Consider the following 14,359-nt stretch of genomic DNA (forward strand, 5'->3'; position numbering starts at 1 on the left):
CTTGATTAATGTTTCTCTGCTTACTTAGCGCCGTCCGTATTATTACGAGGTTAGTTAATAAATCTCTAAACTTAATTTTAGGCGATCGACAGTTAGCAGCACCCTGAATAACTGCTAAACTGATTGTGCCACTAGAGCGATCGTCTGCAAACAATCTCAACCTATTTATAACAGTTGCCAAAAACAATGCAACTGCCCGCAAGTTTAAAACCCTTGCGGAGTAAGTCTTTCCTCATTGTTTAGTGTAAAACCTCAAATCAAACATCAAAAATGGTATTACCAAGTGGATTTCCTGAACCCGCAAATATTGGCGTCATAGAAGTTAAGCAATATCCTCAGTACCGCGCTGTCACCTACACCCACGCGGGCGATTTGCGACAAGCGACAGGAATCGCATTCAATCCTTTGTTTCAACACATCAGCAACAACCAAATTGCGATGACAACGCCAGTAGAAGCGCGCTACACTGCAACTTCCGAGCAAATCGATGCAATTCCTGTTGCAGAAGTTTCATTCCTGTATCCCGCACCAAATATCGCCCCCAGCAGCGTTAACCCTGCTGTGGAAGTCACGGATACTTCACCGATGACAGTTGTCAGTATCGGCGTGCGCGGCGCCTACACTTGGGAAAGCTACGAAAATAACCTCTCCCAACTCAAAGATTGGCTTCAACAGCATCCCGAATACGAAATAGTCGGGCCGCCGCGCCGCTTTTTTTACAATTCGCCCATGACGCCGGAAGCCACTAAAATCAGTGAAGTACAAATTCCTATCGAACGTTCTAATAAATAAAGTCAGCAGTCAGCAGTCGGTAGTTATTTGTTATTTGTTATTTGTTATTTGTAAGGGGATACCAATCACAAATGAGTAGCAACCAATTACCAATTACCAGTTACCGATGCCCCATGCCCCATGCCCCATGCCCCATGCCCATCCTGTCAACTGCCGCTGATGTGAACCACGAGTTCGCGAATGTGGCCCCGCTGGCGGTGTTCCCAAAGGTAAATTCCCTGCCAAGTTCCTAACAATAATCTACCGTGTGCGATCGGGATTTGTTCAGAAGTATGAGTCAGTACAGTGCGAATGTGCGCCGGCATATCGTCTGGGCCTTCGGCATCGTGAATGTAACTTGCGCCCTCCGGTACCAGTTTCGCCAAAAAATTAGCCAAATCCGTCAGTACATCCGGATCAGCATTTTCTTGAATCACCAAGCTAGCAGAAGTGTGGCGCAAAAACAAGCTACAAAGTCCTGTTTTAATACCTGAATTTGCTACCACATCTTCTATCTTAAGACTGATATTGTACAGAGACTTGCCTGTAGTTTTAATTTTGAGTATTTCTTGGTGATGAAGCATTCGATTTTAGATTTTAGATTTTAGATTTTAGATTTTTTGCATCAATCTTTAATTGATATGTCAACCGCAGATGTCAGGCAGATTAACACAGATAAACGCAGATAATTTCAAGATAGCAAAGCTTGGGAATGCAATTGTTCGTCTATTGTTGGTGTAGACGAGATTTCAATCGCCGTCATCCTAATCCTCATCTTTAAAATAGTCTACAACAGCTTGGGCGATCGCCTCCGTACCGTGCTTATCCAACTTATCCGACAAACGGGGCGGGTGCAGCGGCTTGTGCAAAAACCCCCAATCCCCCTCAAAAAACTCCGCCGCAGTCACAACTTGGTGTTCCGCATACTTTTCCAGCCACTCCAACAAGACAGCAGCTTCGGCAAAACCATCTCTCATGATAGAAACAACAGGTATTTCCAAGCGCAAAGCTTCCGAAAAAGTGCTGTATCCCGGTTTAGAAACCATGCGGCCGCAGACAGGCATCATATCGACCGGGCGCGGTAAAATTGGGAAAGATTGTGCAAACTGCTGATGTTTGACTCTAATCAAATTCGGCAAATCGGGAGCTCCCGCATCAAAAGTGATAAATTGCCAATCGCTAAATTGCTGTAAATTGTGATAAGGAATTGCCTCTAAACCCAGTCCGCCAAAAGTCAGCAACACAGTTTTTTCCGGCGGTGATTCAATTCCAAATACTTCCCGAATTTGCTCATTGCTGTAACGAGGATTGCCGCCAGTCAAGCCGACATCTTCAATATTAGGAAAAGCTGGCATCGGTTCGTGTAAAGGAAGACGAAAAAGCCGATCGCACTTTCCGAAGCATTCACCAATCCAATCCGCCATTTCGTCAAATTCTCCGCCCCAATCTCGATAGATAAAGTCCCACCCAAAATTGCTCATCATCCAGCAAGGAACCCCAGCCGCTGCGGCCATTCGCGTTGCTAAAGGAGGAATATCTGCCAGCACCAAACCCACGCGATTTTGCTTAAGAAAATTCACTTCGCCTGCAATTAGTGAATTTTGCTTTTCCCGAATTTCCCGCAATTTTTCGAGAGTCGCCTCTTGATCCATATGCAAACTATCAGCCTGCACAACTCCGACATCAAAAGCGCGGGGACGGAGGATGAAATCACCAGTAATATAACATTCTAGCAGCCAACGAGGTGCAGTTGTGGTGATAATTAGTAAGATATCTGGGTTTAATTCTTGGATTTTTGCAGCTACGGAGGAAACTCGGACGGCATGGCCGAATCCATGATTGGTGATGGCAATATATAATGTTGGTCGAGACATTGGTAATGGGTAATGGGTAATGGGGAATGGGGAATGGGGAATGGGGAATGGGGAATGGGGAATGGGGAATGGGGAATGGGGCATTGGCCCGCGCAGGGCATCGGGCATCGATCCGAAGAGAATTTGTAGCAACTAACTAATGACTAATAACGTTCGCGAGCGGGGACGCTCGCACTATGACTAATAACTAATAACTAATAACTAATGACTACTGCCAACTGCCAACTGCCAACTGCCAACTGCCAACTGACTACTGACTCATTACTCGATCGATAATTTCGCGTGCCATGTCTTGTAAGGATACCACTCGATCGGCAAAACCAGAATTAACCACACTTCCCGGCATCCCCCAGACAACGCTGCTAGCCTCATCTTGAACGATAATCTTACCCCCAGCCTCCCGGATATTCTGACAGCCCAGCAGCCCGTCTTGCCCCATTCCAGTCAACACCACACCCAAAACGCCAGCACCATAAATCTTAGCAGTCGATCGAAACAGCACATCAACCGCAGGGCGGCAAGAATTTTCTCGCGCCTCTTGATGCGTGCGAATACGCACCCCAAAACCCTGTTTTTCCAAAACCAGATGGTAATCACCGGGCGCTATCCAAGCAACTCCTGGCTCAACAATACTTCCCGTCACAGCTTCCTCCACTCTAATCTTGCACTTTTCGGTCAGGCGATCGGCTAAACGCTTCGTAAAAACCGGCGGCATATGCTGCACAATCACAATTGGTACAGGAAAATTAGCCGGCAAATCCTGCAAAATAGTTTCCAAAGCATTTGGCCCACCCGTCGAAACCCCAATCGCTACAATTTCGATTTTAGATTTAAAATTGACCGCTGAATTCGACGAAATCAAACCCGATATAATTGGCAATTCTGTGGTATTATTGTGACCTTTAGCTACTTGAATATTCCCCACTTTTGGCATCTTGCCACCATTGCAAAAAACCTTAATTTTCGGAATCAATTGCTCGCGGATGTGTTCTAGCGCCGCTTCCTTGCTCTTCATATTATGAGGCTTAGTCACGTAATCCGTAGCACCCAGCGCCAGAGCATTTAAAGTAGCAACAGCGCCCAACTCTGTGAGCGCGCTAAACATAATTACAGGAATATTTTTGTCAAGTTTTCGGATTGCCACTAGCGTCTCCAAACCATCCATTTCCGGCATTTCCACATCCAGCACAATCAAATCTGGATTCACCTGAGAAATCTTGGCTAAAGCAATTCTACCATTGGGTGCAGTCCCCACAACCTCCAGTGCTGCATCGCCGTCGAGTACGTTACTTAACAATCGGCGCACCACTACCGAATCATCAACAATTAAAACCTTGATCTGGGACATTTTCTATTAAACTCGAAATAACAGATCGAGCAGTAAGCGAGCTTGAAAAAACAGAATTAAATCGCCTTCTACGCCAAGATCGATAATTTTAAAATGAGACATAAATAGTAGAATTGTTGAGCGCATATTAAAATTCATAGCGCTAAATATTTCCTCCGCCGAACCTTCTATATAGTGGGGAACTACATAACCGAGATTGTATTTTAAGGTATTACTAAAAGTGCCGACAATACCGCTAATAGCTAAATTGCCAATTTCTCCCATGATGTCAGCCTTATCTTGCTTGAATTCCTCGCTGGTTACATCGCCGCCGCCGTTGAGAGCTAAAACAAGAGCATCAGCAGCCTCGCAGGAAAACAACATCTGAGCCGAACCTGATAAATTGCCGTTAAAATCAAGCTGCGCTACAGCTATTAGGTTTTTTCCCAAGGTTTCAATTAGGTTTTTTTGCAAAAATATCGGGGACAGCGCTTGAGATGAAGGCATTTCACATTCTACCTCACACGCAATCATTTCGCTCATCTGAGAAACTGCTGTGCCGATGGCTTTGTTGACAACATCCTGTAATTTTGTGTGTTTTCCGGTTTCGAGCTTGGCTAGGTTGAAATTCCGCAGTTGACTGTGAGAATTAATTGGATCGGCGTTATTTGGATAAGCCGCAGTTGCCACGGTGTGCCGCAATTCTAATTCATTGTTAGTTTTTTTGAGAGTTGCGAATATTCCTGCCAGCGACAAATACTGAATCATATTCCTTGCTAAGTCGTCGCTGAGAATTATCGTGGGTATTTGTAATAATTGCAAGAATTGGATAATTGCTAAATAATTGTGTTCTATGGCTGCAAAATTTAGGATGACAGCTTTGGGATGGTGGCACTCAGCAATATCTAAACAATTGTATAAATCTGTAGTTGTGGCAAATACATATTCGTCTGCTTTTAACGTTTCGCGCAATGTCTGATTTTCTGAATCCGAAAAGCCTCCAATCAGAATTAATGAAATTGGTTTTGAGTAGGTTTTCATTTTAGGGAATTGAGAATTGGGAATTGGGAATTGGGAATTGGGAATTGGGAATTGGGGATTGGGAATTAATTATTTAGGGAGCGCATTGCCCACCTTAACTCACCCATTACTCATTACTCATTACCCATTATCAATTCCCCATTATCTATTATCCAAATCAATACTTAAACTGATTGACAAGTCCTTGCAATTGAGCGGCCGTTTTCGATAATTCGATCGCAGAATTTTGAGTATTGCTAGCACTGGTGGCGGTACTTCCCGCTGCATCGGCGACGCTGGTAATATTGCGGGCAATTTCGGAGGAACCGATCGCAACTTGGTTGACATTGCGCGCAATTTCGGTAGTTGTAGCCGTTTGTTCCTCCACTGCACTGGCGATCGTCGTTTGGAAATCGCTGATTTGGTTGATAATAGAAGTAATTTGGCCGATCGCCTGTACGGAGCTTTTAGTATCAGCTTGAATAGCCTCCACCTTCTTGCTGATATCCTCAGTCGCCGCCGCCGTTTGTTTCGCCAACTCCTTCACCTCATTCGCCACCACCGCAAAACCCTTGCCCGCTTCTCCAGCCCGAGCCGCCTCGATTGTAGCATTCAGAGCCAGCAAATTAGTCTGTTGGGCGATCGAAGTAATCACCTTGACAACATTACCAATCTCTGCACTACTAACGCCGAGTTTAGTAATAGTTTGATTCGTAGTTTCCGCCATCCTCACCGCCGAATTAGCAACCGTCGCAGCTTCCGAAGCATTCTTAGCAATTTCCTTAATACTCACATTCATCTCCTCGATGCCGGTAGCCACCGATTGAGTATTGCTATTAACTAAATCCGCCGCCGCAGATACCATCCCTGCTTGAGCCGAAGTTTCTTCAGCCGCCGCCCCCATATTTTGACTTTCGCTAATCAATTCCTCCGAAGCACTGCTAACTGCGATCGCAACTTGAGAAATTTGCTGCACCTGAGCGTTCAAATTAGCCGCCATCAGATTAACATTATCCGTCAAATCTTTCCAAGTACCGCTGATATCAGGAACAGTCGCCTGCCCTCCCAACTGTCCTGCAACTACCTGTTTCGCCAGCCCCGTTACTTCATCTGCAAAAGTATTAAGCTGGTCAACCATAGTATTCAACGTATTTTTCAGTTCCAGAACTTCTCCTTGAACTTCCACAGTAATTTGCTTCGACAAATCTCCCTTAGCCACAGCAGTAGAAACTTCCGCAATACTCCGAACTTGCTCCGTAAGATTAGCCGCCATAATATTCACATTACCAGCCAAACTCAGCCAAGTACCCGACAAACCATCAACAGTTGCTTGACCTCCCAATTTGCCCTCAACGCCAACTTCTCTAGCAACTCGCGTAACTTCTAAAGCAAACTCATTAAGCTGAACAGTCATTTCATTAATCGTATTCTTCAGATCCAGAATTTCCCCTTCAGCTTCTACAGTAATTTTTTTAGACAAATCTCCCTGAGCTACCGCCGTAGTAACTTCCGCAATATTGCGTACTTGATTGGTAAGATTGCTCGCCATTAGATTAACATTTTGCGTTAAATCTTTCCAGACGCCAGCTACTCCGTGAACTTGTGCTTGACCCCCAAGTTTCCCCTCAGTTCCCACCTCTTTTGCTACCCGCGTCACCTCTTTGGCAAAATCGTTGAGACTGTCAACCATTTGATTGAGAGTATCTTTCAGTTGCGAAATTTCCCCTGCGGCTTCAACCGTAATTTTTTCGTTCAAATCGCCGACGCTAATCGCCGTTGCAACCTTAGTAATATTTCGTACTTGATGAGTCAGATTTGCCGCCATCAAGTTAACACTTGCCGTCAGTTCTTGCCAAATACCCGATAGCCCTTCTACCTCTGCTTGGGTTCCCAATTTGCCTTCGCTACCAACTTCGCGGGCGACGCGAGTTACTTCTAAAGCAAAACTATTTAATTGGTCTACCATTTTGTTGAGAGTAGTCCCAATGCGGCGGAACAATCCTTTGATTGGTTTGCCTTCAAACTCTAAGCTAAATTTTTCGGACAAATCGCCTTTAGCTACAGCGTGCAGCACTCGCGCTATGTCTATTGTCGGCGCAACTAAGCTGTTTAGCGTTGCATTCACCGCGTCAATACTGCTAACCCAAGAACCTTTAAATTCTTTGATTTCTCTTGATTTTGGTACTTTGCCTTCTTCGGCAACTGCTTGGCTGACGCGCTCTATTTCGTCAGCAAATTTTTCATTGACACTCACCATTTCATTAAAGACTTTGGCAATTTCACCCAAGCCGTTGTCCGCGGGTAAACGAACGCTAAAGTCGCCATCTCTGACTGCTGCCAGAGCGATAATCAGTTGCTGTTGGTACTGGTTGCTGAAACTCTCTGCTGTTTCTGCAATTGTTGTCGCTACCAAATTGCTGGGTTCCGAGTCAATTTCGGAAGATTCTGAGGCTGTTGATTGATTTTGTGTATCCATGTTTTAGGTAGTTTTATACAATTTATCAGGGAGGGCGATTCCCTACGGGATAGCTTCGCACGCGCGTACTTTTACGTCACACATTCTCGGTACTGGCAGCCCGAAACCCGCTCTGTGCTTACCAGAAAGAATTGGTTGAAAGCCGTAACCCCGATCGGGAGAAATTAAAATCACACTATTCATTACTCCAATCCTCTTCCTTCTAGGTAGAGATCGCTCTCAAACTGTCAACTGTCAACTGTCAACTGTCAACTGTTGAAAGTCTGGGACACAAAACATCCGGTTTGCATGAGGAATATTTGCGGTATTTAAGATGCCGCGGCGATCGCCTTCAGCAGCATTTGAAACGAACCCACATCGAAAAACAGCAAAATGTCTCCTTGAATTTGCAGTTCTTCAATACTAAAGTGAGCTGGAGCCAACAGCACGCTCCCGGTATCGAGAGACTTTTCTTTTAACAGTAAATCCTCAATTTCTTCCTCTGCGTAATAGGGAACCTCATAGTCTAACGGTTGGTCTAGAACGTTGCCAATTGAACCCATGACACCGTTAATGATCATATTCCCCACCTCACTGAGGGTACTAATTTTGAGAGAATCAAGGTCAGGACTTCCCTTTTCTTCACCAGTGAGAACAGAAACTAAATTCACTGCACTTTCGGTAGGAAAAAGTAGCTGGGCGCTGCCGCTAAATGAGCCGTTAAAGCCTAGCTGCACCGTGGAAAGAGGCTCTATACCGAAGCGTTTTTTTAATTCGCTTCGCAGCTCATTGGCTGATACAAGGTCAATATCTGGAATCTGCAACTGGATGGGAAATTGAATCATTTCATTCAACATTCCAGCGGCACTTCCCACACCAATATTGATTAGCTCCTTCAAAGCATCTATTTCATCTGCTGTTAGCTCCACTCTGATATCTCCTATTTGCTATCCAGAGCTTTTTGGATTGCAGCCTGAATCTCGGGAGCTTTTGGGGGCTTTTTCAGCATCATAAATGCTCCCAATTCTTCGCACTTCTGCCTAGCGCTGTCTTGAATATCTGCTGAAAGTACGATGACTGGAATTTTAGAGCCTTTTTCGCCCAGGGCTTTTAGCAAGGCGAAACCGTCCATTTCTGGCATTAACAAATCTGTCATCATGCAGTCTGGCGACTTGGATGCAGCCATATCTAAGCCTTCTTGTCCGTTGGCTGCTTCTATCACTTGATGTCCGGCTTCTTCAACAGCTTTGCGAATCATCCGCCGAGAGAATGCTGCATCATCTACAATTAAAACTAAACCCATTTTGGCGCGCTCCTTAATAATTGGGAATTGGGAATTGGGAATTGGGAATTGGGAATTGGCTGAAAACCTTTGTATCTCTGGTTTATATCAGAGTCTAGATCTCCCTAAATCCCCCGATCGAAGCAGGGTAGTTTTATTGTCGGGAAAAGACATCTGAAACTACCGAAAACATCGCTCAAAGGTCGGATGGCCGATTAAACCCAACTGTCATATTAATCAAGGTACGTAGTTGGGCTTTAGCCCTCTTTAAACAGGGAGCATCTCAGTTTTGTGAAAAGCATTTTTTTTATTATAGTGCTGTCCCCGCTCGCGTATTCTACAAATCGCGAGTGGGGACAGCACTATAAATGCAAAACTGAGATGCTCCCTTTAAACATACCTGTATAGAGGGCCCAAGCCCAACTACGTACCTATTTCTATGATGACAATAAAACCGCCCTGCTTGTTAAGGGGGAGTAGGGGGCAAGCTAAGGGGGCATCTAGACCTAAGTATCAAACCGTTGATTGATACTACGTTTGAGGTATTTTTTGACCCTCATGTACGACTTCACATTAACCATTATTGATTACCAATTCATGCAGTACATCTGTTGAGATGTTCTGAACAATCTAAGAGGTAAGTTTTCATCTTACCTTTGCCTTTAACATCAATCATTCCTCTTTCTGCAAACAAATGTTTTGTTGACAACTGCTTGTAAGTGTCTTCTGTCACTTGAATGCAGCCGGGAAAACTATATTGTTCCATGCGGCTTGCCGTGTTTACCGTGTCGCCCCAAAGGTCGTAACTAAACTTTTTAGTTCCGATGACCCCTGCAACCACAGGCCCGGAGTGAATGCCAATTCGCAGGCTGTGAAATTCTTTTGTTTGTGTGTTTAGCCGCGTCATAGCTTGCTGCATGGCTAGGGCCATTTGCACGATCGCGTCAGCATGATCGTCCCGGAGGATGGGCAATCCAGATGCTACCATATAGCCGTCCCCAATAGTCTTAATTTTTTCTAAGCCGTATTCCTGAGTTAGCTGGTCAAATTCTGAGAAAATAGAATTGAGTTTGACAATTAATTCAATAGGAGGCATTTCTGAGGCAAGCTTGGTAAAGCCTACCATATCAGCAAATAAGACGCTGACATTGGGGAAGTGATCGGCAATTACTAAGTCTGGGGCTGATTCTTCTTGGAGCCGGAGTGCGATCGACTCTGGTAAAATATTCAGTAATAATTTTTGAGTTTTCTCTTGGCTTTCCATCAACTGCTGATACAGTTGAGACTGTTGAATCAAGCGCCGCACTCGCTGAATCAGCACTGGCCAGTGAATCGGCTTCGTCACATAATCTGTTGCTCCTACTTCAAAAGCTTGATTGACAGATTTTTTATCATCTAGTGCTGTAATCATCAGCACCGGGATTTTTTGCGTTTGGGGATTAGCCTGGAGTTGGGCGCAGCAAGTAAAACCGTCCATTACAGGCATCATCGCATCCAATAGGACAATATCTGGGAGAGTTTCTTGACAAATGTCCAAACATTCTTGTCCGTTTGATGCCTCAATTACCCGATAGCCTTCTTTTTCCATAATCCGGCGGGTAAATAGCTGCTGGGTTGCTTCGTCATCGACGATCAGAATTTGGGGCGTGGTTTGCGAGTTGATTCTAAAGTCAGCACTAATCATATTCTTGTGAAAATAGCATCAAGTTCTTAGTCAGCAGCAGATTTAATTTCTGCGTTGAAATGGATGAGTTCACTGTAGATCGATCGCACTCTGATGATTTTTAACAACTGTATAATCTCATACTCCATGGAATACTTAACTTTCGGCAACGGATAGGATAATCTGTCACTTTTTATACTGACATTTTGTTACAGTATCTGAAAAGTTAGCAATTGAGCCGTCACGTTGCTATTGAGATCGTGTTGAGAATTCTATCAGATTATGTCAGAACTTTTAAATTTTCGCAATTGGCTAAATGGCCTAAATGTTGAACATTTTGCGGAAAACGGGCGATCGATCGTCCCGCGCCACCGACACACCATATCGGGTTGCTTTTGTCAATTATTTTTGCTTTTTACACTCACACTCCTGGAGACAAGTGGCACTTTAAAAAAGGTACGTTGTTGCGCTTGAGCGCTCTATCGCAATAACGTACCTAAAAAACCTTTAAGTATTGTGATACTTGCGTACACGATTGACTCATTGAGATGCTGCAAATAAATCCGTTGCGGAACTTCCTTCTTCGATAGCAATCAACTAGATGACAAAGCCGCTTTTACCCGCTGATATTCGGCTGCAATTTTGCACATCAGAACCTCGCTACCTGAGAGAGTTTTCTTCCGGGCCATCTCTTCGAGCTGCGCGCACAATTGAAACAAAGGCATGGCTCCGACTGTCGTACAAGCACCTCTAAGAGCGTGAGCCGAGGCTTTAATTGCGGGAGCATTCAATTGATTGACAGCATCGGCGAGTTCCTGCAATTTTGGCGGTGCAACTTCCAGAAATTTATCTACTAGCTCGATCCAAAATTCTTCAGCTTCTTCTCCCAGTAAATCCGTCAATTCTTCAAAAGTTTGACTGTCAAGAGGCGGCAATTCTATTTCGGTTTGTGCTGTTTCGGGTAGAAAATTTTGCGGTGTGGCTGGCGGTAAAATTTGGGAGTTTTCTGCCTCTAATCTAGGAACTGTCACAGCAGGTAAAGTCGGAAATTTAATGTTATTAGTACCCGCTACAATTTCCCCAGAATTAGGAGGAAAATTTGCAACTCCCGATTGACTTCCACCTTCAATTTGTGAAATCAAAACACCTGCGCGGGCGATTAAATGCTTTAACTCTTCCAACGCAGTTTCATCAACTGCGGGTGCAACATTTTTCATTTCGTTTCCAGGCTGAGCTTGGGAAGCAGAGTCTGTCGGCTGAGTCTGCCAATTGTTAAGATCTGAATAGGATTTGGATCGCCCGGTTTGTCGATCGTACTGCGCGATCGCCTGAACGATCGCCTGGACTCGCACCGGCTTACTGATATAATCATTCATGCCAGCATCTAAACAAAGTTCGCGATCGCCCTGCATCGCATTAGCCGTCATCGCAATAATCCAAGGAGAAGTCGATTTTGGATTGTGAGATTGCTCGTCTGTTGCTGAAAATCCAGATTCTGGAGCTGGATTTTCTAATATTAAATTTCCCGAAAATCGCTGGCGGATCAGGCGAGTAGTTTCCAAACCGTCCATTTCTGGCATCTGCATATCCATAAACACAATATCGTATTCCGAACGCTCCAAAGCATCCAAAGCTGCTTGTCCGCTGCTGGCAAAATCTGCACTGTAACCTAACTTCTGCAACATCTGCCCTGCTACCATTTGATTGAGTTCTACATCGTCTACCAACAGCATTTTCAAAGGCAGTGTTTCGGCTAATTGTGAATTAAATTGAGGCTGCGAAAAACACGGTTGAATTGGGGTACATTCCCCGCCCAAGATGCGAAGCAAAACTTCATGGAGCTGTGCTTGCTTAATTGGTTTGTATACAAAAGCTGCGAATTCAACTCGCCCTTGAAATTCGCGGCGAGATGGCCTGCCCCCAGAACTCAAAATCATTAAAGGTAAATTTTTACCTTGAGGAAATTCTCGAATTTTTTCTGCTAAAGTAATGCCGTCCATTTCTGGCATATGAAAGTCTAGAATCGCTATGTCAAACATAGTTTCATATTGCAGCACTTTCAGCGCTTGCGCGCCAGATTTTGCTGCGCGGACAACCATTCCCCAAGACATAGCTTGCAGGGTAAGAATTTTGCGGTTTGTGGGATTATCGTCAACTAGCAGCAGTCGCAAACCTGCTAGTTGAGGCTGGGGTACATTCAGGTTTAATATTTCTTCATTAGCCGGTGCTGGCTGAGCTTTGATGCTAAAAGAAAATTTAGAACCTTTGCCGATTTCGCTTTCTACCCACATAGTGCCACCCATGATTTCGCTGAGGCGTTTGCTGATGGCTAAGCCCAAGCCAGTACCGCCATATTTGCGAGTTGTGGAACTGTCAACTTGACTGAAGGCTCTAAATAGTATGTTTTTGCGATCGGGCGAAATTCCGATGCCTGTATCCCTCACAGTAAATTGAATTTCGTAGTTACTACTTTCTGATGGTTCTAGATATTTAGAATCGGCAGCATCAGAGTCTGACAGAGAAGAATTTAAAGCTGGTTTATGCCTGAATTTTTCGCTGTCAAGCCCAATATTTATTTGAGAAATTGAGTTAGTTTGCGTAACTTCTACAGCATTGTCGGCAATGGGTTTTGCTGTTACTTTAACTACCACTTCACCTGCTTCGGTAAATTTGGTAGCATTGCCGAGCAAATTTATCAATATTTGGCGAAGTCTGGTGACATCTCCGTACAGGAAGGCGGGAACACTGGCATCCAATTCGCAAGCTAAGTCTAGCTGTTTTTCCGCAGCTTTCATCGCGACTAAATCTAAAGCTTCTTCGACACAGTTTCTGAGATTAAACGGTTCTTGTTCTAAATCCAGCTTGCCTGCTTCTATCTTAGAAAAGTCGAGAATGTCGTTAATAATTGCCAGCAAAGAATCGCCGCTGGTACGAATTGTATTCACAAAATTGCGCTGGTTTGGCGAAAGTTGCGTATCTAGCAACAGCTCAGTCATGCCAATGACTCCGTTCATCGGCGTGCGGATTTCGTGGCTCATCATTGCCAAAAATTCACTTTTGGCTCGGTTGGCAGCTTCGGCGTCAGTTGTGGCGCGTTTAAGTTCTTCTTCTATTACTAATCGGTGTTTAATTTCTTGCTGATAGGTTTGGATGCGCTGCGTTACTTCGGAAACATCTTGAACCGCTATTAAAGCATAAAAACCTTCTCCTTTGATGGCTGGTATGGGAGTGACGTTTGTGTTGTGAACTCTCGGTTTGCCGTTGGGTAAATTTGATGAAATTAGGGGCTGGTGGAGTTGGGGAGAAAATACGGTGGGCAAGCCATTGTTAAATACTTGTTTTAAGCGAGTTTGATATTTAGGTTCTTCGAGTTGGGGAAAGTGAGTTTTGAGGTTAGTTCCGATTATTTCTTTTTTGAGCAGCTTTGTCCACTGCTCTAATGTGCGGTTCCAAAACAGCACGGTAAAATCGCGAGCGATCACGCACAATCCGATGGGAACGCGATCGAGGACGTTGAATCTTTGTTGCGCTTGTTCTATTTGTTCTAGCATTTTCTGTAGGTGGAAAAGTGACGAAATTTATGTATACTTCAGAAGTTATCAAAAAAAAGCTTGGGAGGCAACAATCCTGAAAAATTATATTCATTTATTCTGCCAGCTTCTATCCGATGGCTGGCTCAAGAAACCCGGTTTATACGATAAATAAGAGGTTTGGGGACAGGCCTTTAGGAAGAAACGGGGTTTGGGTGCGCTAAGAGTGTGTAAGTCGTGCATTTTCCTTGGCAGTTGCGGTAAACCCTGATACAGATTTTTTGTTGCCAGAGTTCAAAAACACGACTGCGGGGCTGCGATGTTAATAATTTTTGCTAATTCGTATAGATATAGTATACTTATGAGGTCAAGTTGGCAATGATTTAGCTACGATCGCACGATCGCGAATAAAGCTGACCCCGCCCAATAACGGGTAC

The 14,359-nt window shown here is 44.4% G+C and carries 11 protein-coding genes; 1 reads left to right on the top strand and 10 read right to left on the bottom strand.

Annotated features, from left to right (window positions below):
• The first annotated feature begins 270 nt into the window (after positions 1-270).
• Complete coding sequence (locus tag JGK16_RS00420; RefSeq protein WP_293176626.1) at positions 271-792, top strand: heme-binding protein; 522 nt, start codon at positions 271-273, stop codon at positions 790-792.
• A gap of 146 nt (positions 793-938) precedes the next feature.
• On the opposite strand, the gene JGK16_RS00425 is transcribed toward JGK16_RS00420, so the two are convergent.
• The 10 genes from JGK16_RS00425 to JGK16_RS00470 all read right to left on the bottom strand — a co-directional run bounded on the left by JGK16_RS00425 (position 939) and on the right by JGK16_RS00470 (position 13,943).
• Positions 939-1,355, bottom strand: a complete 417-nt coding sequence (locus tag JGK16_RS00425) for a secondary thiamine-phosphate synthase enzyme YjbQ (RefSeq protein ID WP_293176624.1) — start codon at positions 1,353-1,355, stop codon at positions 939-941.
• Positions 1,356-1,535: 180 nt separating this feature from the next.
• A complete protein-coding gene (locus JGK16_RS00430; protein ID WP_293176622.1) occupies positions 1,536-2,645 on the bottom strand; it encodes a glycosyl transferase in 1,110 nt (369 codons plus the stop codon).
• A gap of 250 nt (positions 2,646-2,895) precedes the next feature.
• On the bottom strand, positions 2,896-3,993 hold the full coding sequence (locus tag JGK16_RS00435) for a chemotaxis response regulator protein-glutamate methylesterase (RefSeq protein ID WP_293176620.1): 1,098 nt from the start codon (positions 3,991-3,993) through the stop codon (positions 2,896-2,898).
• Between the two features lie 6 nt (positions 3,994-3,999).
• Complete coding sequence (locus JGK16_RS00440) at positions 4,000-5,013, bottom strand: hypothetical protein (protein ID WP_293176618.1); 1,014 nt, start codon at positions 5,011-5,013, stop codon at positions 4,000-4,002.
• 157 nt (positions 5,014-5,170) lie between these two features.
• Positions 5,171-7,468: a HAMP domain-containing protein gene (locus tag JGK16_RS00445; protein ID WP_293176616.1), complete on the bottom strand. Its 2,298-nt coding sequence runs from the start codon at positions 7,466-7,468 to the stop codon at positions 5,171-5,173.
• 42 nt (positions 7,469-7,510) lie between these two features.
• Positions 7,511-7,651 carry a hypothetical protein gene (locus JGK16_RS00450; RefSeq protein WP_293176614.1) on the bottom strand — a complete coding sequence of 47 codons (141 nt, stop codon included), beginning with the start codon at positions 7,649-7,651 and terminating at the stop codon, positions 7,511-7,513.
• A 125-nt stretch (positions 7,652-7,776) separates the two neighbouring features.
• Positions 7,777-8,376 (bottom strand): chemotaxis protein CheX, encoded by a 600-nt coding sequence (locus JGK16_RS00455; protein WP_293145984.1) that lies wholly within the window; start codon positions 8,374-8,376, stop codon positions 7,777-7,779.
• A gap of 11 nt (positions 8,377-8,387) precedes the next feature.
• Positions 8,388-8,750 carry a response regulator gene (locus tag JGK16_RS00460; RefSeq protein ID WP_293176612.1) on the bottom strand — a complete coding sequence of 121 codons (363 nt, stop codon included), beginning with the start codon at positions 8,748-8,750 and terminating at the stop codon, positions 8,388-8,390.
• Between the two features lie 574 nt (positions 8,751-9,324).
• Positions 9,325-10,413: an adenylate/guanylate cyclase domain-containing protein gene (locus JGK16_RS00465; RefSeq protein ID WP_293176610.1), complete on the bottom strand. Its 1,089-nt coding sequence runs from the start codon at positions 10,411-10,413 to the stop codon at positions 9,325-9,327.
• A 572-nt stretch (positions 10,414-10,985) separates the two neighbouring features.
• Positions 10,986-13,943 carry a response regulator gene (locus JGK16_RS00470; protein ID WP_293189193.1) on the bottom strand — a complete coding sequence of 986 codons (2,958 nt, stop codon included), beginning with the start codon at positions 13,941-13,943 and terminating at the stop codon, positions 10,986-10,988.
• Positions 13,944-14,359: the final 416 nt, after the last annotated feature.

This window comes from Microcoleus sp. PH2017_09_SFU_O_A, from assembly GCF_020738625.1.
Classification (GTDB): Bacteria; Cyanobacteriota; Cyanobacteriia; order Cyanobacteriales; family Microcoleaceae; genus Microcoleus.